Source organism: Kitasatospora sp. NPDC032121 (assembly GCF_055580145.1).
This window is the reverse complement of record NZ_JBVILX010000003.1, coordinates 634,988-656,963: the sequence shown is the minus strand read 5'-3', so window position 1 is coordinate 656,963 and position 21,976 is coordinate 634,988. Positions and strand designations below refer to the sequence as shown.

The 21,976-nt window shown below is 74.6% G+C and carries 17 protein-coding genes and 1 tRNA gene; 7 read left to right on the top strand and 11 right to left on the bottom strand.

Annotation, left to right across the window (positions count from 1 at the left end):
* Nucleotides 1-113: 113 nt before the first annotated feature.
* Complete coding sequence (locus tag ACZ5OX_RS13785; protein ID WP_465630078.1) at nucleotides 114-935, top strand: ABC transporter ATP-binding protein; 822 nt, start codon at nucleotides 114-116, stop codon at nucleotides 933-935.
* Nucleotides 932-3,541: an ABC transporter permease gene (locus ACZ5OX_RS13780; protein WP_465630077.1), complete on the top strand. Its 2,610-nt coding sequence runs from the start codon at nucleotides 932-934 to the stop codon at nucleotides 3,539-3,541. The genes ACZ5OX_RS13785 and ACZ5OX_RS13780 overlap by 4 nt, the downstream gene beginning before the upstream one ends.
* A gap of 46 nt (nucleotides 3,542-3,587) precedes the next feature.
* Here the strand turns inward: ACZ5OX_RS13780 and ACZ5OX_RS13775 are convergent, their stop codons facing one another.
* The 4 genes from ACZ5OX_RS13775 to ACZ5OX_RS13760 all read right to left on the bottom strand — a co-directional run bounded on the left by ACZ5OX_RS13775 (nucleotide 3,588) and on the right by ACZ5OX_RS13760 (nucleotide 7,479).
* A complete protein-coding gene (locus tag ACZ5OX_RS13775; protein ID WP_465630076.1) occupies nucleotides 3,588-4,010 on the bottom strand; it encodes a hypothetical protein in 423 nt (140 codons plus the stop codon).
* A gap of 153 nt (nucleotides 4,011-4,163) precedes the next feature.
* A complete protein-coding gene (locus ACZ5OX_RS13770; protein WP_465630075.1) occupies nucleotides 4,164-4,946 on the bottom strand; it encodes a helix-turn-helix transcriptional regulator in 783 nt (260 codons plus the stop codon).
* 63 nt (nucleotides 4,947-5,009) lie between these two features.
* Entirely contained in the window at nucleotides 5,010-5,618 is a 609-nt protein-coding gene (locus tag ACZ5OX_RS13765; RefSeq protein ID WP_465630074.1) for a hypothetical protein, read from the bottom strand.
* A 316-nt stretch (nucleotides 5,619-5,934) separates the two neighbouring features.
* A complete protein-coding gene (locus tag ACZ5OX_RS13760) occupies nucleotides 5,935-7,479 on the bottom strand; it encodes an FAD-dependent monooxygenase (RefSeq protein ID WP_465630073.1) in 1,545 nt (514 codons plus the stop codon).
* Between the two features lie 58 nt (nucleotides 7,480-7,537).
* Between ACZ5OX_RS13760 and ACZ5OX_RS13755 the strand changes: the two genes are divergently transcribed.
* Entirely contained in the window at nucleotides 7,538-8,167 is a 630-nt protein-coding gene (locus ACZ5OX_RS13755) for a TetR/AcrR family transcriptional regulator C-terminal domain-containing protein (RefSeq protein WP_465630072.1), read from the top strand.
* A 56-nt stretch (nucleotides 8,168-8,223) separates the two neighbouring features.
* Here ACZ5OX_RS13755 and ACZ5OX_RS13750 read toward each other — a convergent pair whose 3' ends face one another.
* Both ACZ5OX_RS13750 and ACZ5OX_RS13745 read right to left on the bottom strand, forming a co-directional pair.
* Nucleotides 8,224-8,562, bottom strand: coding sequence for a cyclic-phosphate processing receiver domain-containing protein (locus ACZ5OX_RS13750; RefSeq protein WP_465630071.1), 339 nt, complete (start codon nucleotides 8,560-8,562; stop codon nucleotides 8,224-8,226).
* 132 nt (nucleotides 8,563-8,694) lie between these two features.
* Nucleotides 8,695-12,156, bottom strand: a complete 3,462-nt coding sequence (locus ACZ5OX_RS13745; RefSeq protein WP_465630070.1) for a S8 family serine peptidase — start codon at nucleotides 12,154-12,156, stop codon at nucleotides 8,695-8,697.
* Between the two features lie 223 nt (nucleotides 12,157-12,379).
* Between ACZ5OX_RS13745 and ACZ5OX_RS13740 the strand changes: the two genes are divergently transcribed.
* Entirely contained in the window at nucleotides 12,380-12,913 is a 534-nt protein-coding gene (locus ACZ5OX_RS13740) for a SigE family RNA polymerase sigma factor (RefSeq protein WP_465630069.1), read from the top strand.
* Nucleotides 12,910-13,719, top strand: a complete 810-nt coding sequence (locus ACZ5OX_RS13735) for a hypothetical protein (protein ID WP_465630068.1) — start codon at nucleotides 12,910-12,912, stop codon at nucleotides 13,717-13,719. Before ACZ5OX_RS13740 ends, ACZ5OX_RS13735 begins: the two co-directional genes overlap by 4 nt.
* Nucleotides 13,720-13,963: 244 nt before the next feature.
* On the opposite strand, the gene ACZ5OX_RS13730 is transcribed toward ACZ5OX_RS13735, so the two are convergent.
* From ACZ5OX_RS13730 to ACZ5OX_RS13720, 3 genes are all read right to left on the bottom strand, one after another.
* Nucleotides 13,964-14,431, bottom strand: a complete 468-nt coding sequence (locus tag ACZ5OX_RS13730; protein ID WP_465630067.1) for a hypothetical protein — start codon at nucleotides 14,429-14,431, stop codon at nucleotides 13,964-13,966.
* A 331-nt stretch (nucleotides 14,432-14,762) separates the two neighbouring features.
* Nucleotides 14,763-15,734 (bottom strand): AraC-like ligand-binding domain-containing protein, encoded by a 972-nt coding sequence (locus tag ACZ5OX_RS13725; RefSeq protein WP_465630066.1) that lies wholly within the window; start codon nucleotides 15,732-15,734, stop codon nucleotides 14,763-14,765.
* Nucleotides 15,735-15,757: 23 nt separating this feature from the next.
* Nucleotides 15,758-16,783 carry a helix-turn-helix domain-containing protein gene (locus ACZ5OX_RS13720; protein WP_465630065.1) on the bottom strand — a complete coding sequence of 342 codons (1,026 nt, stop codon included), beginning with the start codon at nucleotides 16,781-16,783 and terminating at the stop codon, nucleotides 15,758-15,760.
* A gap of 205 nt (nucleotides 16,784-16,988) precedes the next feature.
* Here ACZ5OX_RS13720 and ACZ5OX_RS13715 point away from each other — a divergent pair, with 205 nt between their 5' ends.
* Nucleotides 16,989-19,742, top strand: a complete 2,754-nt coding sequence (locus ACZ5OX_RS13715) for an AAA family ATPase (RefSeq protein ID WP_465630064.1) — start codon at nucleotides 16,989-16,991, stop codon at nucleotides 19,740-19,742.
* 51 nt (nucleotides 19,743-19,793) lie between these two features.
* Here the strand turns inward: ACZ5OX_RS13715 and ACZ5OX_RS13710 are convergent.
* Nucleotides 19,794-19,864: transfer RNA gene (locus tag ACZ5OX_RS13710), tRNA-Cys, on the bottom strand.
* Between the two features lie 203 nt (nucleotides 19,865-20,067).
* On the opposite strand from ACZ5OX_RS13710, the gene ACZ5OX_RS13705 reads away from it, so the two are divergent.
* Complete coding sequence (locus ACZ5OX_RS13705; protein WP_465630063.1) at nucleotides 20,068-20,916, top strand: hypothetical protein; 849 nt, start codon at nucleotides 20,068-20,070, stop codon at nucleotides 20,914-20,916.
* A gap of 45 nt (nucleotides 20,917-20,961) precedes the next feature.
* Here the strand turns inward: ACZ5OX_RS13705 and ACZ5OX_RS13700 are convergent, their stop codons facing one another.
* Entirely contained in the window at nucleotides 20,962-21,633 is a 672-nt protein-coding gene (locus tag ACZ5OX_RS13700; protein ID WP_465630062.1) for a polysaccharide deacetylase family protein, read from the bottom strand.
* Between the last annotated feature and the right edge of the window lie 343 nt (nucleotides 21,634-21,976).

Here is a 21,976-nt window from a genome sequence, read left to right as displayed (position 1 = left end):
CCACCCCTCGTCCGCCGGCAGCCTCCATGGCTCGCGACACCCGCCGTTCCTAGCCTGGGTCACGTCGACGACCAGCGACGATCCGCCGACGATCCGCGAGGGAAGGCACCACCATGGCACGCCGCCACGACCGCTCCGAGCACCGGTCCGAGTACCGGCCGACTGGGCCGAACGGGCCTTTCGATCAGGCCCGAGTCGCGATCGAGTTACGGGCGGTGCGGCGCAGCTACGGGCGCGGCGGTGAGACGGTGCACGCGCTGCGCGGCATCGACCTGGCGCTGGCACACGGCACCTTCACCGCCGTGATGGGCCCGTCCGGCTCCGGCAAGAGCACCCTCCTGCAGTGCGCCGCCGGCCTGGACGCGCCGACGTCGGGCGAGGTGTTCCTCGGCGGCGAGGAGATCACCGGCCTGAGCGAGAACCGGCTGACCGAACTGCGGCGCAGCCGGGTCGGGTTCGTGTTCCAGGCGTTCAACCTGCTGCCCTCGCTGACCGTGCTGCAGAACGTGCTGCTGCCGCTGCGCCTGGCCGGTGAGCGTCAGGACCGTGGCAGGGCACGGGAGTTGCTCGACCAGGTCGGTCTGGGTGGGCACGCTTCGCGCCGGCCGGGCCAGTTGTCCGGCGGTCAGCAGCAGCGGGTGGCGATCGCGCGTGCGCTGATCACCCGACCCGACGTGGTGTTCGCGGACGAGCCGACGGGTGCCCTGGACACCCGCACCGCACACGAGGTACTGGGACTGCTGCGGCACGCGGTGGACACGATGGGTGCGACGGTGGTCATGGTGACGCACGATCCGGTGGCGGCCTCGTTCGCCGACTGCGTGGTCTTCCTCGCCGACGGCGCCCTCGCGGGCGAGTTGCCCCACCCGGATCCGCAGTCCGTCGCCGACCGGATGGTCACGCTCACCACCGGCCGGGTGGAGACGGCGGCGTGAGCAACGGCCTCGCGCGCGCGTCGGTGCGCTTTCGGCCCGCCTCCTTCGCGGGCACGTTCATCGCCCTGCTCTTCGCCGCGGCGGTCATCATGGCCTGCGGCACCATGCTGCAGACCGGCATCACCGCCACCGTGCCCCCGGTCCGCTACGCGAACGCGCCGGTCGTCGTCGCGGCCGATCCGGACGTCGAGATCGTCCGCAAGACCGGCAAGAAGGAGAAGACCGTCGACCGGCCCGTCTCCGACCGGGCCCGCGTGGATGCCGCCCTGGCCCGGCGCATCGCCGCGCAGCCGGGCGTGGCGGCGGCCCGCGCGGACTCCGCCTTCCCGATCCAGCCGGGTCCGGCGACGCCGGGCCTGACGGGGCGCGGGTACGCGGCGCTCGGCATCGCCGGCGGCGCGGACACCCTGGTCGAGGGCGTCGCCCCCGGCGACGGCGAGGTCGTCCTCGACGCCGCCAGCGCACGCGCCGCCCACCTCGCCCCGGGCGCGAGCCTGAGCCTGGTCGCGCCGGGCGGCAGCGGCACCTACCGGATCTCCGGCCTGGCCGCGCCGCAGAGCGCCGGCCCCACCGCCTGGTTCGCCGACGACACGGCGAGCCGGCTCTCCGGCCACCCCGGCCGCGTCGACGCCGTCGCCGTCCAGCCACGCGAAGGCGTCAGTGCCGGGGACCTCGCCCGGCAACTGCGCGACGCGCTGCGCGACACCGCCGGCCGGAAGGCCGCCGGAGCATCCCAGCCCGCCGCCTCCCCCACCGGGATCAGGGTGGTCACCGGCGACGCCCGCGGATCCGTCGAACAGCCGGCGCTCGGGAACGGCCGGACACTGCTCATCGCGATCGGCGGTTCCTTCGGCGGCACCGCGACCATGACGGCCGTCTTCGTCGTGGTGTCCACCATCGCCCTGGCCATCGGCCAACGAGCGCGCGAGTTCGCCCTGCTGCGCGCCGTCGGCGCGACGCCCCGTCAGATCCGCCGCTCCGTCGCCACGGAGGCGGTACTGGTGGCCCCGCTCGCCGGCGTGCTCGGCCTCGTCCCGGGCGTGGCACTGGCCCGCTGGTGGTTCGACGGCCTCGCCTCGCGCGGCGCCGTCCCCCAGGGCGTCGAACTGGACGTCGGCCCGCTCCCCGCGCTCGTCGCCGTCGCCACCTGCCTGCTCGCCGCACTGGCCGCCGGCTACCTCGCCGCCCGACGGCCCTCCAACCTGCGGCCCGGCCAGGCGCTCGGCGAGGCGTCGGTGCCGGTGGCCCGAACGGGCGTGGTGCGGACCCTCCTCGGTGTGGTGGCCATCGCGGGCGGCGTGGTGCTGACCGCGGTCGCCGCCAACCTGAGCGGCGAGAACGCCGCCAACACCGCGCTCGGCGTGGTCATGTGCTTCCTGCTGGCCATCGCCCTGCTCGGCCCGTGGGTGGCCCGGATCGCCGCCGGAGTACTCGGCCTGCCGCTGCGGGCCGGCGCGGGCGGCGCCGGCGGATCACTGGCCGCCGACAACGCCCGCGCCAACGCCCGCCGACTGACCTCCGCCCTCACCCCCATCGCGATGGTGACCGCCTTCTGCGGCACCATGCTGTTCATCCAGAGCAGCGTCCAACACGCCACCGGCGAGCAGGTGCGCGACGGGATCACGGCCGACCACGTGCTCGGCTCCACCGGTCCCGGCCTGCCCGCCACCACCACCGAACAGGCCGCCCGGGTGCCCGGCGTCGACGCCGCGATCGGGCTGCTGCGCACCGGCGCCGTCTACCGCTCCGACGGCAAGCTCCGCTCCGCCAACGTCCTCGGCATCTCCGGCGACCCGGCGAAGCTGCCCCGGGTCCTCGACCTGGGAGTGCGGACCGGTTCGCTCGCCGACCTCGCCCGCGGCACCGACACCGTCGCCCTCGACACCGCCCTCGCCGACAAGCTCGGCCTCAAGGCGGGCGACCGCGCCTCCTTCTGGCTCGGCGACGGCACCCAGGCCCAGCTGACGGTCGTCGCCACGTACGAACGCGGGCTCGGCTTCGGCCAGTTGATCCTGCCCCGGGCGGCCGTGGCCACCCACGCAGCCGTCGCCTACGACAGCCAGGTCCTGGTCGCGGACACTCCCGGCACCGACCGCGCCGACATCGCCGCCCGGCTGGCGAACCTCGCCGCCGACACCTCCGGCACCGCCACCGCCACTCCCGGCGCTCTCACCGTGGCCGACCGCACCGGATACCTCGCCCAGACCGACCGCAGGCGCGCAGCCGGCGACTGGGCGAACTCCGTGATGGCGGGCGTCCTCGGCGGCTTCGCGGCGATCACCGCCGCCAACACCCTGGTGATGACCGTCCTCGACCGCCGCCGCGAAGTGGCCCTGCTGCGCCTCACCGGCGCCACCCGCCGCCAGGTGCGCGGCATGATGCGCTGGGAGGCCCTGCTCGTGGCCGCGGCCGGACTGCTGCTGGGCGGCGCGATCGCCTGGATCACCCTCGTCCCGATCGCCCGCGGGCTCGCCGGCACCGCACCGTACGTCCCGCCGGGCACCGCCCTGACCCTGGGCGCCGCGGCCGTGGCACTCTGCCTCGCCGCGACCGCCCTGCCGACCCGGGCCCTGCTGCGCACCCGCCCGCTCGCGGCGGACGGCTGAACCACGTCCGGATCGGGCGGCCCGCCAGTGCCCGGGTCACGTGTCCTCAGTCATCGGTGTGCCGAACGAACAGGTTCCGCCAGCGCTGACCGAGGACATGGCGTTTGCCCGCCGCCAACGGCGCAAGTGCCTTGCGAGCGGCGCGGATGTCCTGGTCCCGCCCACTCCAGCTGCGAGTCGCCGACGCGTCGCTACGGCGATAGACGGCGGAGACGGTGTTCCACTGCCGAAAGCCCAGAACCTTTGCGAGTGCCACCCGGTTCTCCGCCCACGCCTGCGCGGTCGGACGCGCCTGGTGACCAGCCGCACCGGCACTTCCTGTTTCCAGGCGAGCCAGGTCGTCGTCGACGAGGCGGGCACCTACGAGACCATCGGCCAGTTCCTGACGGACCGTCGCGAGCCATCCCCACAGAGTGGAGATCAGACCGCCGACCACGACGCCGATCAGACCGAACCACGCAGCATCCACGCGGCGATGGTACGTCGATTGGTCCTGGTTCCGGCGTATTTGGATCGCCGACCGGACCGCCGGCGGCGGGCCCGGGGAGAACTCCTCCGAGCCGGCGGCGCCCGAGCCGGCTACGCGTCGAGCGGGATGGTGGCGACGGCGTCCCAGCCCGCGTCAGCGGGAGCAGCCGATTCCCCAGGCCGCGGCCCGGGCCGCGGCGGCCGCACGGTTGGGGAGGTCGAGCTTGGCGAGGATGTGCTCGATGTGGGTCCCCACGGTGCGGGGCGTGACGTACAGCCGTTCGGCGATCTCCCGGTTCGTGCGGCCGGCCGTCAGTTCGGCCAGGACCTGCAGCTCGCGCGGCGAGAGCCCGCCGGGCCGAGGCGAGGCGCCCGGGCCGGGCACGGCTGCCCCGGCGGCCTCCTCGGACCGCGGGCCCGCGTGGGGGGCGACGGCCGCGGCGAGCGCCTCGCTGAGCAGGGTGACCACGGCCCGCGCGGGATCGGGCGCGGACCGCGGCCGGCGGGTGCTCACGTTCAGCACCCCGACGTACCGGCCGTCGACGGCGAAGAGGCACTGGGCCACCCCGTCCTCGATGCCGAGCGGGCGCAGCACCTCCCGGAAGCCCGGGGAGGCGGCCAGGAGCCGTCCGGGGACGTCCCCGAGCCAGAGGCCGCCCCGGGCCGGGCTGCGGAGCACGGGGAACACCGGGTCGTGGTGGAGCCGCGTCTCGATGTACGCGGTGGCGTCGTCCGGGTAGCTCCCGGCCAGGGTGGTGTGGCAGCCGCGCAGCGGATCCCACCGGGCCAGCGAGGCGTGGTCGTACTCCATCACCCCCGACAGCGCCGCCAGGACCGCGTCGAGGCCGGTCGCGCCGGTCGCCGCACCCCTGGCGGCCTCGCGGACGCCGACGGCCGCGTCCAGGATCTCCGCCACGCTCCGCTCCGCTGCCATCATCCCAGGATGATCATGTGCCCGGAATGCGTCAAACGCGCGCCCGGGCCGCGACACCGGCGACTCCTAGTCCCGGCCGTCGGGCTTCAGGGGCCTGCCGTCCAGGGAGGTGGTCGTGAGCGAGGCGCGGAGCTCGGTGATGACGGTGGTTCGGCCGACCGCCGCGCAGGTCATCTCCAGGAGCACGAAGCCCAGGCGGTGCTTTCCCCGCACCATGCCGGAGCCGGCCAGGCTGCCGACCCCCTCGCACAACCAGTCGTAGACGCTCTGCGCGTCGCCGTCCTGCCACTCGGCGAAGGCCGCCGCCTCGATGCCGAGGGCCAGCTTCTCGGCCAGGTACTCGGGGTCCAGGACGGTACGGAAGCGGATCGTCAGACGCTCGAACTCGTGGCCCGCGCCGAACTCCCAGAGCGCCCACAGTTCGTCGACGCCGTTCGCCCGGGGCGTGGCTTCGAGGAGCCAGTCGTACCGCTCCATGAAGGGCGCGTCGAGCTCCAGCCATCGGTCGCGTTCGCGCGGCAGCACCAGCCAAGGGCGCGGGACCTCTTCGAAGGCCGGCCAGACCACCTCGGGGCAGTCCCAACGCCCGGTCCACGAGCGGACCTTCTCACGGTTGGCGATGAACTTCGCGCGTGCCTCGTCCGCTTCCCGCCGCTTCCGCCTGCCCAGGACCATGCGCACCGCCTTCCCCGGTCGCCCCCGTCAGCCGCGGCTCCGTGCCCGTTCGCGACTCAAGCCCGGCAGGTGGGCACCGGGTCAATGTATCGACCCCCAGGTCGTTCGAAAACCACTGCGACACATCGGAGTTGGGACAGCTGAGCGCCCCTCCGGGCCTCCGCGACCAGGAACGCCACCGTCGCCGAGGGGCGGTCGCGCCGGCGCCGCGGGGGCGTGCCGGAGGCACCGCACGCGATGCGGCAGCTCCGGCCGTGTCGATCAGCCGGAGGACCGGGCGCCGGGCGTGCCGCGGCGGGCGTCCTCCTTTCCGCTCCTAGCGGCGGGCGAGCGTCGCCGCGACGGCGGTGCGGGCGGGTTCGCGGGGGTCGGGGTCGGTGGAGAGCCAGGCGAGGTGGCCGTCGGGGCGGACGAGGGCGGCGGTGATCCCGGACCAGGCGGCGCGGTGGCCCGTGGGACGGCTGCCGACCGGAGGGGCGGTGTGGACGTCGAGGCCCGGCGTCACGTCGTGGGCCAGCGGCGCGAGCGGCGACGGGGTGTCGGGGGCGGTGGTCAGGTCGAGCAGGACGTAGCGGCCGCGGCGCAGCAGGGGCAGCAGCGTCGTGCCGCCGTGAACGGGGAGGTCAGGGGTGCGGGCCCCGGTGAGCGGGTGGGTGTCGGACGGTTCGGCGGGCGGGTAGTGGACGGCGAGTCCGGAAGCGCGCAGGGCCAGGGCGTCGGAGAACTCCGGTACGTCGCCGATGAGTTCGCCCAGCAGGTCGCGCATGGCGAGGTTCTCCGGGGTGTAGCCGGTCATCAGGCCGGTCTGCGCGCTGGTGCTGCGCAGCAGGTCGGCGCCGACCGGGTGGCGCTCGGTGTGGTAGCTGTCGAGCAGGCCGTCGGGGGCGGTGCCGGCGAGGGTCTGGGCGAGCTTCCAGCCGAGGTTGCCGGCGTCCTGGAGTCCGACGTTGAGGCCGGGTCCGCCGGCGGGGAAGTGGGTGTGCGCGGCGTCGCCGGCGAGCAGGACCCGGCCGTGGCGGTAGCGCTCGGCCTGGCGGGTGGCGTTGCCGAAGACGGAGATCCAGTGCGGGTCGCGCATGCCGAGGTCGGTGCCGGCGATCCGGCGCACCCGGGTGCGGAGTTCCTCGATGGTGGGGGTCTCGGGCGGCTCCTGGACGCTGTGCGCGTCGTTGCCGACCACCCGGTGGAGGCCGTCGGGCAGGGGGAAGACCATGACGGTGCCGTGCTCGTTGAAGGCGGTGTGCGCGGCGGGCGGCGCGTCGAGCGTGACGTCGGCCATCCAGGCCCACCGGGTGGCGGACGTGCCGGGGAAGCCGATGCCCGCGGCGGTGCGGACGGTGCTGCGGCTGCCGTCGCAGCCGACCAGGTAGGCCGCGCGCAGCTGCCGGTGCCCGGTGGGGGTGTCGACCTGGATGGTCACCGCGTCGTCGTGCCGGGTCAGACCGGTCACCCGGTGCTCGCGCAACAGGCGGACGCCGACGGCCTCGGCGTGGGCGGCGATGAGCTCCTCGGTGCGGACCTGCGGCAGGACGAGGGTGAACGGGTAGGGCGTGTCCAGCCGGGAGAAGTCCATCCGGGTGGTGAGCGCGGCGAAGTGCCCGTTGGGCACCCGCAGTCCTTCGGCGAGGAAGGGCGCCACCAGCCCCCGGGCGGCGAACAGTTCGAGGGTGCGCGGGTGGACGGTGAGGGCGCGGGAGTGCGGGTCGGGCTCGGCCCGGGTCTCCAGCACGGTCACGTCGACGCCGTGGAGCCGCAGCTCGCAGGCGAGCCAGAGCCCGACCGGTCCGCCTCCGGCGATGACGACCCCGGTGGCGTGTTCGGCAGTGGCGGGTGCGGTGGTGGCGGGTGTTCCTTCGGGCATGACGAGACTCCCCTTCTTGGTCACTGACCAATAGCGATGCCTCCAGTAGACTAGGTCAGTGACCAAGAAGCAAACCCCGGCCGCCCCGCGAACCCGACTCGACCCCACCGCCGTGGTGCGGGCGGCACTCGAACTGCTCGACGAGAAGGGCGCCGACGCCGTCTCCCTGCGCGGCACGGCCGAACGCCTCGGCGTACGGATGAACACCGTGCTGTGGCACGCCAAGACCAAGGCCCGACTGCTGGAGCTGATGGCCGACGCGATAGTCGCCGGGATCCCGCTCACCGACCTGCCCGCGGCCCCGGACGAGCGGGCGCGCGAACTGGCCCGCCGCTACCGCCGCAGCCTGCTCGCCCACCGCGACGGCGCGGCCGTCGTCGCCGGCACCTACGCCGCCGAGCCCGCGACCCTCGCGTTCGCCGAGCACCTCGTGGCGGCCCTGCTCGACGCCGGACTCGACGAACGCCGGGCCGCCTGGACGTTCTGGAGCATCCAGTACCTGACACTCGGCCTGACCCAGGAGGAGCAGGCACTGGCCACCTCCGGCGAGGAACACACCCTCGGCCCCGCACTCGCCGCCGGCGGCTACCCTGCGCTCGACCGGGTGGTGCCGCACCTGGAGGACACGGCGTTCGACGAACGCTTCGAGTTCGGCCTCGACCAGCTGCTGCGGCCCCGACCTATGTGATCAAACGTTGAGTACGTTTGACGCCCGGACAAGCCGCCGAGCCGGTACCGGACTCGCTACGCCACTGCCCGCCGGACGCGGTAGTTCCAGCGCGCGAGTGACCGGACGACGGTTTCGGCGCCGATGGGGTTGGCGCTGTGGACGAAGACGGTTCCGATCCGGAAGGGCCGCCCGTTGAAGGCGGCTTCTTCCATGAGGGTCACCACGGGCATGATGCTGTCGTCGCCGCCGAGATCGTGGTCGAGCCAGAGTTCGTCGACGAAGACGTCGCGATGCTCTTCCAGGAGTCGGACGCCCTCACGGCTGGTGCGGGCGATCCGCGTGACTCCGGGGAGCGGCCGGAGGTCGTCTATGCCGAGGATGACGGGCGTCGGTACGACTGGATCCTCTTTCATCTGGTCATCATCGCAGTAGAACGGCCGCGCCCGACTGGCCCGGGCGGCAGGCGTCCTGCCACGGACCCTGGATCGGACCCGGCCCGCCACGCCGGTGGCCCGCGGGATCGCCCGCGGGCCACCGGCGGGCCGTCAGGGTGCCAGGCGGTAGGCGCGCAGCACGGTCTGCTCGACGGTGGAGCCGTCGGCGGCGCGTGCGGTGGCCTTGAGCGAGACGAAGCCGCCGGCGCCCTGCGGCGGGTCGACGGCGACGCGGTAGCCGCCGTCGGCCGGGGCGACGGGGGCGTCCTGCCAGGTGGCGCCGTCGTCGAAGGAGACCCGCACGCTCAGGCTCGCGGTGGCCGAGGCCGGGGCGCCCTTCTGCCGTTCGACGGCGGCGAGCAGGGTGTGCTGCCGACGCGGCGTCTGGTTGTCCGGGTCGACAGGGGCGGTGAAGCGGACGGTGTCGACCGGCAGCGCCGTGCTGCCGGTTCGGCCGTCGGGCCCGGGGGCGACGGCCGCCGAGCGGAAGGTCCAGACGGCCTCGACGGTGCCGGACAGCATCGCCCAGGGTTCGGCCCGTACGGCCTTGGCGGTCAGCCGGTAGGAGGCGTCGCCGGCCGGCACGGCGAAGCGGGCCTGTTCCCGGTCGCTGCCGCCGACGCGCTGCCCGTCGCGGGTCAGTTCGAGGCGGACGGTGTCGTCGAGCACGCGCGGCCACGGGGAGCCGAAGTGGCCGGCGGAGGCGTCGCTGAACAGCTGCGGGGCCACGGTGAGGTAGCCGTCGCTGGTGCGGGCCATGGTGGCGCCGCCCTTGCCCGGGGCCAGGCCCGGGCCGATGACGGCGGCGTTCCAGCGTTCCGCGCAGGTCGCGCCGGCGGCGCAGCGCACCGTGCCGCTCTGGCTGGTGGCACTGGGGACCATCTCGCCGCCGGGGCCGGCGGTCTGGCCGAAGGTCGTCTCGCGGAACTGGTCCTTCACGGTGAAGTACTCGGTGCGGGTGGCCGGCAGCGCGAAGGTGGGCTGGCCGATGCTGAAGAGGCCGAGGCCGCCGGCGGACGCGAAGCTGCTGAACTCGCCTGCGGTGCCCGGTCCCTGGGCGAAGTAGCGGGTGTTGAGGGTGGCGAGTTCGCCGGGGTCGACGGTCAGGGCCGGGTCGGGCAGCCCGCCGGTGCGGTGCACCAGCAGGTCGTAGCGGTCCGGCAGTCGGCCGTTCTGCGGGGCCGGGCCCTCCTGGAGGCTCTGCGTGACGAAGTCGATCCGGCCGGCGGTGGGCCGGGCGGTGGGGACGACGTACAGGTTGCCGGGCCGGGCCAGGACGGCGATGGAGTCCGCGCAGTCGCCCTCGGGGGCGCTCCCGGTGGCGCGGTGGCAGTAGCCCGCGGCGAGCGACCAGCCGGTGGTGGCGCGGCCGGGGACGGTGACGGTCAGCTGCCGGCCCTCGCGGGCGTCGACGGCGAGCCGGGTGTCGCCGCGCAGCTCCAGCTCGGGCTGCAGGAACAGCGTCGAGGTGCGGCTCGCGGTGCCCGAGGCGGGGGTGACCAGCTCTCCGCCGAGGTTGTAGCGGCCCTCGGGCACCCGCGCGGTGGCGGTGCCGCCGGTGAACCGCAGCTGGAAGCTCTCACGAGTGTCCAGGTTGACGAGATTGACCGTCGACCAGGTGTTCCAGGTGCCCGGCCCGATCTGCGCCCCGTTGCGGTCGACGGCCGTGACGGTGACGTCGTGCCGCACGGCCTCGCGGGTGAGCGCGTAGGCGGTGGTGACGGCGGCCCCGCCGGGCCCGGTCGCCCGCACCCGCCCGGTCAGCGACGCCCCCGAGGGGATGCGGGCCGGATCGACGGTCACGGTGGCCGACGCCGTGGCGCCCGCGGGCACCGTCAGGCGGGAGGGGGAGACGGTGAACGCGCCGGCCGCCGCGGTGGTCTCGACGGCCAGGTCCAGGGTGACCGGCGTCCCGCCGTCGTTGCGGTACTCGACCGTACGGGTCAGCGGCGCGCCGCCGGGCGGGCCCTCCAGGTGGATCCCGGTGCCCTCGGCGGTGGCGGACACCTCCTGGGCGGTGGCCCGGGCGAGGTCGACGCGCCCGGCGCCCTGCTCGTACGCGCCCTGGCCGGCGGCCGGCGCCGCGGAGGAGGTGAGCGCGGCCTTGAGCTGCGGGCCCTTCCACTGCGGGTGCTGCTGGGCGAGCAGGGCCGCGGCCCCGGCCACGTGCGGGGCCGCCATGGAGGTGCCGGAGATGGCCGTGTACCGGTCGCCGACCGGCTCCTGACCGTTCGTCCCGGCGGCCCGGGCGGCGACGATGCCGACGCCGGGCGCGGTGAGGTCCGGCTTGACGGCCTGGTCGCCGACGCGCGGACCCCGGCTGGAGGACCGGGCGAGCGCGCCGTCCCGGTCGACGGAGCCCACCGTGAGCGCGGCGTCGGCCGACCCGGGGGTGCCGACGGTGCCGGGGCCGCCGCTGTTGCCGGCGGCGGCGACGAACAGGGTGCCGTAGCGGGCGGAGAGCGTGTTGACGGCCTGGGCCATCGGGTCGGTGCCGTCGGTCGGGGGGCCGGTGAGGCTCAGGTTGACGATCGGCGCCCGGGCCGCGGCCCACTCCATGCCCTGGAGCACCCAGGACTCCTGGCCGTTGCCCTCGTCGTCCAGCACCCTGCCGACCAGCAGCTCGGCGTCGGGGGCGACGCCCTTGAACCGGCCGTCGGAGGCGGCCCCGGTGCCGGCGACGATCGAGGCGACATGGGTGCCGTGCCCGTCCGGGTCGGCGTTCACCGGCGCGTTGGCGGGCCCGGTGAAGTCGGAGGTCTCGCCGAGCGAGCCGGCCACGTCCGGGTGGCCCCGGTCGATGCCGCTGTCGAGCACCGCGACCTTGACGCCCTTTCCGGTCCAGCCGGAGTTCCAGGCCTGCGGGGCGCCGATCTGGGCGGTCGAGTGGTCGAGCGCCGCGGTGACCTTGCCGTCCAGCCAGACCTTGTCCACGCCGCCCGCGCCGCCCGCGGCGAGTCCGGCGTCCGGCCGCGCGACCAGCTGCCACAGCTCGCCCGCCCGCGCCTTCGGGGCGCGCAGGGCCGCGCCGTGCACGCTCTCCAGCGCGCGCACGGCGGTGGCGCCGGCGGGCGGCGCGGCCGCGGCCAGGCCCGGGGCGCCGGTGTGCTCCGAGCCCAGGATCAGCGGCAGTTCGGCGGTGTGCGCGTCGTCGTAGCCCTGAGCGATCAGCCCGGCGACGTCGAACAGCCGGGGGTCCAGCCGTCCGGAGTCCAGCGGCCCGACCGCGTCCGAGGGGACGAGGTTCAGCGAGCCGGGCGCACCGGAGCGCCGGAGGAAGGTCACGTCCTCGCGCCCGGGCCCGGGCCGCACGCCGGCCAGCGCCACGGTGCCGTCGGCACCGACCCGGGCCGTGACCGTGTCGCCGGTGACCAGGGTGACCTGGACCGGACGGCCCGACGTCGGCCCGTCCGCCGCCGCGTCGGGCGCCGACTCGGGCGCCGGGCCGGGAGCGGCCCAGGCGACGGGGGCGGCCAACGAGGCGACCAGCGCCGCGCCCAGCACGGCGGCCGACCACCGCCGGGCCGCCCGGGGCCCTCGCCCGGGCGTGTCGTTCCTGTGGGTTCCTCGCACAGGTGTCCTCTCGATCGGGCGGCACCACGGATCCCGGGGCCGCGCACAGGTTCTGGCAAGGAATCGACGGAACCCGGGGCAGCGGAGGATGTCATCCGATGATCAGAAACCCGGAGAACTTCTGGTCCCCCTCACGACCGGCGAACTTTTCCCGCCACCCGTGACATCCCGGCACCGGGTGCGCTCCGTCGGAGTGGACAGAGACGAACGGAGGACACGCCCTGTGCGTACCGCAGACCTGGAGGAGTTCCGCGGCTTCGCCGAGGACCGGTTGCCGCACCTGCGGCGGACCGCGTACCTGATGTGCGGCGACTGGCACCACGCCGAGGACATCACGCAGACCGCACTGACCAAGCTGTACGCGGTCTGGGGAAGACGGCACCGCATCGCCAACCTGGAGGCCTACGCCCACCGCGTACTGACCCGGACCTGCATCGACCACACCCGGCGCCGCTGGCGCCGCGAGGATCCGACACCCGCACTCCCCGACCGGCCCGGTCCGGGCACCGACCCGTCGCTCGGCCTGCAGGTCCGCGCCGCGCTCGCCGCCCTGCCGCCGCGTCAACGGGCCGTGGTGGTCCTGCGCTTCTGGGCCGACCTGGACATCGCGGACACCGCCAAGGCCCTCGGCTGCACCGCCGGAACCGTCAAGAGCCACACCGCCCGCGCACTCACCAAACTGCGCACCCTGCTCGGCGACACCGACCCGTTCGACGAACTCGCCGCCAACCCCACCCCCTTGAAGGAGCTGCTGTGACCCACGACGCCCTCGACCCGCAGGACGAGCTGCGCACCCTCCTCGCCGCCGGGCTCGGCGCCGAACCCCCGCTGCGCCCCGACGCGGTCGACGCGGCGGTCTCGGGCGGACGCCGCCGCCGCGGCACCCGCCTGGCCGTCCGCGCCGGCGCCGCGACGGCCGCCACCGCCGCCCTGGCCGCCCTGGTGGCCACCGTGCCCACCACCGGCACCCCCGCCCCGGGCGCCCCGGCGGCGGCCGCCGACCCCCTGACCGGCCCGCTCGCCCTCGCCGGCTCGGAAGGCGCGAGCGCCGTCCCGCTGCGCCCGGACTCCTTCGGCTCCGGCAGCGGCCGCGCCACCGACTGGACCAGCGAGCACCTGGCGACCACCCTGGCCGGCCTGCTCCCGGCCGGCTCCACGACCGTGGGCGCCGGCGACATCCCGGGCCGCACCTTCCGGGTCGCCTGGCAGGCCCCGGCCGGCCCGGTGAACTTCGTCGGCGGCGCCGAGCACACCGCCGAGGCGCCCAAGGTCCCGTTCTGCGCCACCATCGCCCTGCCCGTCGTCACCCCCCGCCCCGGCGTGCCCAGCCCGCAGGAGGTCGCCCCGCGCACCAGCTGCCACCTGGTCGACCTCCCCTCCGGTGCGCACGGCGAGGCCGTGACCCTGACCCACCCGCAGAGCGGCCGCACCTCCCAGTACGTCCGCCTCCAGCGCACCGACGGCCGCACGGTGACCCTCCAGCAGTGGACCGACCAGCCGGACGCCGGCCTGGCCGAGGCCGCCCTCCTGGCGATCGCCGACAACCCCGCCTGGCAGTTCTGACCGACCCTCCCCCACCCGGCCGCCGCGCCCCGCGCCCCTCTCGAAGGAGCGCGGGGCGCGGCGGTACCGGTGGCCGGTCCGCAGCGACGATACGCGGCGGTCCCGATCTCGCCGGAGGACCGGAGGCCCCGACCGGGGTGTGGCCGCGCTCACAGTGACGGCCCGGTCGGCGTTGACCGGAGTGACCCACGAGGGCCCGTGCCGCGCAACCGCGCGACACGGGCCCTCGCCCCGGTCCCTGAGATCAGTACCAGTTGGTGCAGGCGATGTTGTAGCCCCACTGGGGGTTCGCGTACGGGCTCCCCGCCCACTCGGCCGCGGAACAGGCGCGGTACCACACGCCCCCGTCGTCGTACTTCGTCGGCAGGGTGTACCAGCCGCCCGGGCCCACGTACGTCCGGTCGAGGAAGCTGTTCCAGGTCCGGCCGCCGTCGTGGGACTGGTCGTAGTAGAACGCGACATTGCCGCTCCCGGCGTACAGCCAGCCGACGACGTAGTGGTGGCTGTCGCTGCCGACGTACTGGTTGATCTCGACCGTGTTCACGTGCCCGTCGGGGTTGTAGGTGGCGGTGTTCCACACGCCGCTGTCGAGGGCGGGCTTCGCCGACGCTGCCCCGGCCACGGGCGCGGCGCCGGCCGCCGTGGCGGCGAGGGGACAGAGTGCGAGGGTGGCGGCCGCTGCCGTGGCGGCGGCTATGGCGCGAAGACGCATCGTTCCTCCGGTCCTGAGGGCTTGGCTGGCGCTTCGACCGACGACTGGACGTCGGTGCGTGAGGAGTTCGGTCGGCCGGTGGTCCACCGGCACGCGCCGGTCCTCGCTCCCCGGTCCCCGACCCCTTCTCGGGACCGGCCCCGGTGCGCTGGTTCCAGGAAACGCCACGCCACCTGACGGATCGAATCATTCGAAGTTCTTCGACGGATCGGCGAAGGAGGGGCCGTTCGTGGTACGGATCCGGGTGCCTTCGCCGACCGGACACGATCCCGGCTTCCGGTCACTCGTCAGGGCGCGATCGGCCGGGCGTCAGCGCCCGATCGACCGGGCGTCAGCCCGCCGCCCCGCCGCTGACCTGCCAGTCCCTCGGCGTCATGCCGTAGGCGTCGCGGAAGGCGCGGCTGAAGTGGCTGGAGTTGGCGAAGCCCCAGCGCCGGGCGATGCCCGCCACGCCGAGTTCCGCGGCCATCGGGCGCAGCAGGTCCCGGCTGCAGCGCTCCAGGCGCTGGGCCCGGATCCACCCGCCGACCGTGAGGTCCTCCTGCTGGAACAGCTTGTGGAGGAAGCGCACCGACATGAAGTTCGCCTCCGCGATGGTGGACGGCGAGAGGTCCGGGTCCCGCAGGTTGCGCAGGATGTGGTCCTTGACCCGCTCCAGCGAGGCGGCGGTCCGCGAACCCTGCGGCCGCACCAGCCCGGCCCGGTCGTCGACGAGCAGCGCCAGCAGATCGAGTGCCGTGGCCGCGGCCCGGCGCCCGACGGCCTCGTCCAGCCCGGCCGCCTGGCGCGTCATCTGCCGGAGGTAGCCGGCCAGCAGTGCGGCACTGCCCTCGGCGCCGTCGAAGGTGGTCGCGGTGAGCGCCCTCAGGTCCTCGTCCCGGACGTCGAGTTCCGCACGGGGGAAGTGGAAGGAGGTGAAGGCGAACTCCTCGTCGATCCTCTTGCGGAACACCCGGGAGGTGTCGGTGAGGGAGAATCCGCCGGGCCGGATGAGCGTCTCCCTGCCGTCCTGTTCCTTGAGCGCGACACCGCGCTCCTGCAGGCTGAGGATGAGCGTCGGCGAGTCGCCGTCGGCGATCAGGCGCCTGGTGCGGGTCACCATCTGCGGCCCGGCCTGGACCCTCGAGATCTGCACCGGACCGAGCCGGTGGCCGGTGATCTCCCCGGGTGACGCCACCTCCCCCAGGAAGTCCACGGCCATCGGCACGAAGGCGTGGGACACGGCGTCGTGCCACACGTCCGCCCGGTCGGAGGCGGACAGCGACGCGGTGGAGAGGGAGGCGGTGGAGCGGGATGGGGACACCGGGTTCCTCTCTGGTCGACGGGTCATCGGGACACCGGGCCTGGGGTGTCCGGCCGGGTGGCCGGCTCGGCGCCGCCGCGGGTGTCGCGCCACCGGCTCGGCGAGATGCCGTACGAGGCGCGGAAGAGCCGGCTGAAGTGGGCCGGGTCGGTGAAGCCCCATCGCTGGGCCACGCCGGAGACCGTACTGTCACCGCCGTCCTCACGGGTGAGTTCCTCGGCGCTCTCCTGGAGCCGGCGGCGCTGGATCAGACGGCTGACGGTGGTCCCCTCCCCTTCGAAGAGCTTGTGCAGGGAGCGGACGGAGATGTCGTGCGCGGCCGCGATGGTCTGCGGCCCGAGTTCCGGATCCTTGAGGTGCCGGTCCACGTAGGCGTGGATCTCCCGGATCCGGGTGTGTCGGGAGTCCTCCGTGCGGGAGTCCTCCGCGGCGGGCGTGTCACGGGCGGCCTGCTCGGTGACGAGGGTGGCCACCAGGTCGGTGACGTTGCGGGCCAGTCGGTCGGCGACGAGCTCGGGGCAGTCCTCGGCGGTCTCGGCCAGGGTCAGCAGGGACTGCGCGACCAGGGCGGCCACCGGCCCGCCGGCGTCGGCCACGGTGGCCGTCACCCGCGCCAGTTGCTCGTCCCGCGCGCCGAGGGCCCGGCGGGGGATCAGGCACACCCTGACGTCCACTCCGTCCGGGTAGTCGACCACATGAGGGGTCTCCGAGTACCAGAAGGAGACCGCTCCCGCGGGGACCTCGGTCGTCCTGCCGTCCTGCCGCACCACGGCGCCGGTGGCCCCCATCACGGCGACCACGAAGAACCCCTCGGCCTGCCGGGTGCCACGGGCGATCTCCCGCGGGCCGCGGGTGTAGCACCGGGGGCCCGCCTCCGTCGTGAGGAAGAGCAGGTGCCCCAACTGCCGGGCCGTCATCCGGCCCGGGTCCGACGCAGGCTCGTACGAGGCGACCGTGAAGGGTACGGCGGCGACGGGGACGGCCCCGCTCCGGCGGCGGAGCGTGCTCCCGTCGTCCGGCTGCCCGGCCGTGTCGGTCACGGATGCCATCGGTCCTCTCCCTCCGCTCGACATGGCTTCCAGCATGGGACACGGGATGACTTACGTCGGCGGCAGGATGACTGTGAAGCGACTGTAGGTGATGTGTCGCCGAACACATGACTATCCGTGCACTCGAACCGTGCAATGCGCGCACCTACACTGCAACGGTCCAGGTCAGGGCACTGGCACAGGCGCAGGCGCAGAGGAACTTCGGATGTCAGGCACCACACTGTTCGGCCGGGACGAGGAACTCGCGGCCGTCGACGCACTGGTCGACGCCCTGCCCGAGCGGGGCGACGCGCTGCTGGTCCACGGGGCCCCCGGGATCGGCAAGTCCGCCCTGCTGGACCACGCCGCCGCCCGGGCCGGGAGCGCCGGATTCACCGTCCTCAGGGCAGCGGGTGTCCGGGCCGAGACCGAGCTGCCGTTCGCGGGGCTGCACCAGCTGGCCCACACCCTGACGGAGCGCATCCCGCACCTGCCCGCCGTCCAGGCACAGGCCCTGCTGGGCGCCTTCGGCATGGCGGAGCCGTCCGACGACGCCTCCGCGCCCCGGTTCTTCATGATCGCCCTGGCAACCCTCGGCCTGCTCGGCGAGGCGGCCGCCGAAGCCCCCGTACTGCTGGTCGTGGACGACGCCCAGTGGCTGGACGCGCCGACCCTGGACGTCCTCGGGTTCGTCGCACGCCGCGTCGGCGCCGAACCCCTCGGCCTGCTCCTCGCCGTGCGCGACGACCGTACGGCCAGGCGGGGCGTCCCCGACATCCGCGAGCTGCACCTCGGGCCCCTGGCCCCGAGCGCGGGCGACGCCCTGCTGGACGCCCGCAGTCCCGGCCTCGACCCGGGGGCGCGCCGCCGGGTGGCGCAGCTGTCGGCCGGCAACCCCCTCGCACTGATCGAGCTCCCCCTCTCCCCGGCGGCGGACGGGGAGCCCACGGCGTCCGTGGGGTCGCCGGTGCTCCCCCTCACCGCCCGGCTCGAGCGCGCCTTCTCCTCGTGGCTGGCCGACCTTCCGTCCGACACCCACCAGCTGCTGCTGGTCGCCGCCACCACCGACGACGGTGCGCTGACCGAGGTGCTCGCCGCGGCCGCGGCCCTGACCGGCACCGAGATCTCCGCGCTGTCGCTGGAGCCCGCCGTGGCCGCCGGCCTGGTGCGTGTTGACGGGTTCCGGATCGCCTTCACCCACCCCCTGGTGCGCTCCGCCGTCCTGGGCTCGGCACCGCTCGCGGACCGTCTGGCCGCCCACGGCGCGCTCGCCGACACCCTCCGGGGACACCCCGACCGGCAGGCGTGGCACCGGGCCTCGGCCGGCGGCCGTCCCGACGAAGCGGTGGCCCGGCAACTGGACCGGGTGGCTCTCGGCGCGCGAGAGCGTGGTGCCGTCACGGCGGCCCTGACGGCGCTGGAACGCGCCACCGCGCTGAGCGAGGACCCTTCGGGACGGCGGGCGCGCCTCCTCGGTGCCGCGGAGCTGTGCTTCGAACTCGGCCGGGCGGATCGCGTGTCAGCCCTGGTGCAGCAGGCCGAATCGCTGGGCCCGGACGTGCTGGAGCGGGCCCGCGTGGTCCTGCTGCGCGAGTGGCTGGAGTCGGAGTCCGACACGAGCACGTCCCGGATCCACCTGCTGATCGCCACGGCGGAGCAGGCCGCCGAGGCCGGCGATCCCGAACTCGCGTTGCGGCTGCTGCGCGTGGCCGCGTGGCGTTGCTGGTGGGCGGATCCGGGGCGGGAACTGCGGGAACGCGTCGTGACGGCCGCCGAACGGCTGCCGGTCCCGGAACTCCACCCGGACCTGGTGTGCACGCTGGCGGGGGCCGCCCCGCTGGAGGCGTCGGCGACGGTGATCGACCGGCTGCGGCGCCTCGAACGCGAGGGCGGGTACGACGTCGTGGCCGCCGCCACCCTGGGCAACGCGGCCATCATGGTGAACGGGTTCGACCATGTCGCCGGCTTCGCCCGCCAGGCGGCGGACGGACTGCGTCGTCAGGGGCGTCGGGGCCCGCTGACCAAGACGCTGGTGCTCCTCGCCCTCGCCACCGTGCACACCGTCGACTGGGAGACCGGGCTCCCGGCGGCGGCCGAGGCGGCGCGGCTGGCCGAGGAGACCGCGCAGCCGCGCTGGCTGACCGGTGCCCGGGTGGCGAAGGCACAGTTCGCCGCGCTGCGCGGCGACCTGGACACCGCGCTGGTCGCGATCGGCGAGGCGGAGGGCCAGGGGCTGACCGTGGTCGACCCCTCCAAGCTCGCGTACATCCAGATCGCCCGCGGCCTCATCGCCCTCGCCGCGGGTCGGCACGCCGAGGCGTTCTCCTGCGTCTGGCGGGTCTTCGACCCGGCCGATCCCTCCTACCACCCGTTCATGCAGACCATGGCCATCGCCGAGTTGGCCGAGGCCGCCACCAGCGAGGACCAGCGCGCCATGGCGAAGGCCGCCCTGCGACACCTCGTCACGTCCGCCGGGGCGAGCGAGGTCCAGATGATCCGGGTGAGCCTGGGATTCGCCCAGGCGCTGCTCGCCGACGACGAGGACGCCGAGGAGCGGTTCCGGGCGGCCTTCGATCTGGACATGTCCCGGGCGCCCTTCGTCCGTGCCCGGCTGATGCTCGCCCACGGCACCTGGCTCCGGCGACACCGCCGGGTCATGGAGGCCCGCACTCCGCTGCGGATCGCCCGGGAGTCCTTCGAGGCCATGGGCGTGGAGCCCTGGCGTGAACGGGCGGCCCAGGAGCTCCGTTCGGCGGGCGAGGGCAGCAAGAGCCAGGGCCGCCCCGACCGGGACCTGCTCACGCCCCAGGAGGTCCAGATCGCCCAGCTGGCGGCGCAGGGCCTCTCCAACAAGGAGATAGGCCGGCAGCTGCACCTGTCACCCCGGACGATCGGCACCCACCTGTACCGGATCTTCCCGAAGCTCGGGATCACCTCCCGCAGCCAGCTGAGCGACAGGCTGGACGTGCCGTCGGCCTGACCGTCGACCCCGGGCCGCGCACCCACGTCGGCGGGCAGCGGACGGGAGAAGAGGTGGAGACAGGAATCGAACCCGTCTGAACGGCCCTGCAAGCCGTCGCCTCACCACTCGGCCACTCCACCGCGACACCGCGACACCGGTGGAAACATTACACGGGCATGAACAGGAAACTCTCCGGAAGTGGCGCTTCTTCACTCCGGAAGGCTCTTAGTGGGTCTAGTGCTATTTCTTCCGACATGGCCTCGAAAGGCTCCGGAGGCCCGCACGGGGAAAGGCCGGTTGCGCTAGCCTGTGCCGATATCTCCAACCCGATGGGATTTCATTGATGGCCGTCGAGGAATCACGGTTCCCCCGAACCGCGGAGCTGCGCTGCGAAACCGCCGCGAACCGGTGCCAGTACAAGAGCCTGCCCCTGCGCGACCTCCCCCCGCTCGGTGTCGTGCGCCGCGCCCGGATCGCCCGCGAGGGGCTGCGTGAGCGCCGCGACGGCGTTCCGGCGCCGGGCCGGCCCTCCCGCTTCGCCGAGGGGGACTGGGTCCGGGTGAAGGACGAGGCCGCGGTGCGCGCCACCCTCGACGACAGGGACCGCCACCGCGGCCTGTGGTTCACCGCCAGCCAGTGGTCGTTCTGCGGCGGCGTCTACCGGGTCGAACGCGTCGTGCGCCGCATGGTCGACGACCACTACCGGATGCGGCGCCTGTCGGGCACCGTCGCGCTGGCCGGCGCCACCTGCCACGGCGCCGACGGGACCCAGGGCTGCGGCATGGACTGCGCGCTGCTGTTCCGCGACGAATGGCTGGAGCCCGCCCCCGCGCCGGCCCCCGCCGAACGGCCCGTCACGCTGTGGGCGACGGTGCGCAGCCTCGCGGAGATCCACGCGACCCTGGGCCCCGACGGACGCCTGCACGGCGTGCCCTTCCAGGCGGGGATGGAGCGCTACGCCGGCACCCGGCACGGTGCCACCGAGTTGCGTCACCGGTCCCTGGTCTGGTGGCAGTACCCCGCCGGGGGGCGATGGTTCATCCTCGACGGGCTGCGCTGCGGGGGTGAGCCGCTGGCCGCGGGCTGCGACCGCCGGTGCGCGCTGCTGTGGCACGAGTCCTGGCTGCGCGTGGAGCCCGCCGCGGGGGCCGGCGCGGATCCGACCGTGGGATCCGCCGCCGTCCCCCGCTGAGCGGCCGCCCCCCACCGGGCGGCCGTCCGCGGCCGTCCGCGGCGGTCAGCGCCGCCAGCGGTCGCGCACCAGCTTCGCGGCCAGGTGCAACGGTCCGTCCCGGTCGCCGACGTAGCAGCGGGGAAGCGCGTACTCCCCGCTGTGGGCACCGGGGCTGACCGCGCACGCGTGGTCGTAGCCGGCCTCGGCCACCGCCTCCACCGCGGCGGCGTCGAGCGAGCCGTACGGGTAGCAGAACCCTGCGACCTCCCGGCCCGTGAGGTCCTCCAGGACGTGGCGGCTGTCAGTGACCTGGGCCTCCAGGTCCCGCGCGTCCAGGCCCGCCAGCCGCCGGTGCGTCAGCCCGTGCGAGCCGATCTCCATCCCGGCGGCGGCGGCCTCACGGACCTGGCGCGCCGTCATCAGCGGCTTGCGCGGGCCCTGCCGGTCCCAGTCGTTGTAGCCGCCCAGCCGGTCGGCCACCACGTAGACCGTCGCGGTGAAGGCGTGCTCCGCCAGGGCGGGCATGACCTCCTCCACGAAGTCGCGGTACCCGTCGTCGAAGCTCAGCCCCACCAAGCCCGCCGCGGCGCCGTCCCGGTGGGCACGCATCAGGGTGCCCACCGACACCCCGCGCAGGCCGCGGGCGGACAGCCACCGCAGCTGGCGGCGAAACCGTGCCGGATCGACGGTGATCAGATAGGGATCTTCGAGCGCCGGCGCCACCGAGTGATACATGAGCGTCCACGGAAAGCCGCCCGCGACTGCGCCGGGCCTCTTTTCCGAACTAATACGCGGCTGAATGATTCGCATGTTCCGCTCCAGCTGTCCGATGGCACCGACTGTGCGGGTGGACCCCGAGGAAATTGCATTCTGGCAGCGCCGGACCCGGCTTCATTCCGCGCCGGGCGGCGCCGCGCCAATTCACCCGGATGCCGGATCGGGAATCGCCTGCCGAAGGCCCGGCCGGAACGGCCCGGACACGACGCCGGGGCCGGCGGGGGCGGACTCGGGAGCCGTGCGGGGACTCGGGCGAGGTGCGAGGACCCGGCGACCCGGCACGGCGCGCAGCCGGGCGGAG

Coding starts and splice junctions, on each gene's coding strand:
- ACZ5OX_RS13705 (WP_465630063.1), top strand. CDS start 20,068: ATGGCCGTCGAGGAATCACGGTTCCCCCGAACCGCGGAGCTGCGCTGC.
- ACZ5OX_RS13730 (WP_465630067.1), bottom strand. CDS start 14,431: ATGCGTCTTCGCGCCATAGCCGCCGCCACGGCAGCGGCCGCCACCCTC.
- ACZ5OX_RS13770 (WP_465630075.1), bottom strand. CDS start 4,946: ATGATGGCAGCGGAGCGGAGCGTGGCGGAGATCCTGGACGCGGCCGTC.
- ACZ5OX_RS13785 (WP_465630078.1), top strand. CDS start 114: ATGGCACGCCGCCACGACCGCTCCGAGCACCGGTCCGAGTACCGGCCG.
- ACZ5OX_RS13765 (WP_465630074.1), bottom strand. CDS start 5,618: ATGGTCCTGGGCAGGCGGAAGCGGCGGGAAGCGGACGAGGCACGCGCG.
- ACZ5OX_RS13720 (WP_465630065.1), bottom strand. CDS start 16,783: ATGGCATCCGTGACCGACACGGCCGGGCAGCCGGACGACGGGAGCACG.
- ACZ5OX_RS13715 (WP_465630064.1), top strand. CDS start 16,989: ATGTCAGGCACCACACTGTTCGGCCGGGACGAGGAACTCGCGGCCGTC.
- ACZ5OX_RS13700 (WP_465630062.1), bottom strand. CDS start 21,633: ATGTATCACTCGGTGGCGCCGGCGCTCGAAGATCCCTATCTGATCACC.
- ACZ5OX_RS13750 (WP_465630071.1), bottom strand. CDS start 8,562: ATGAAAGAGGATCCAGTCGTACCGACGCCCGTCATCCTCGGCATAGAC.
- ACZ5OX_RS13760 (WP_465630073.1), bottom strand. CDS start 7,479: ATGCCCGAAGGAACACCCGCCACCACCGCACCCGCCACTGCCGAACAC.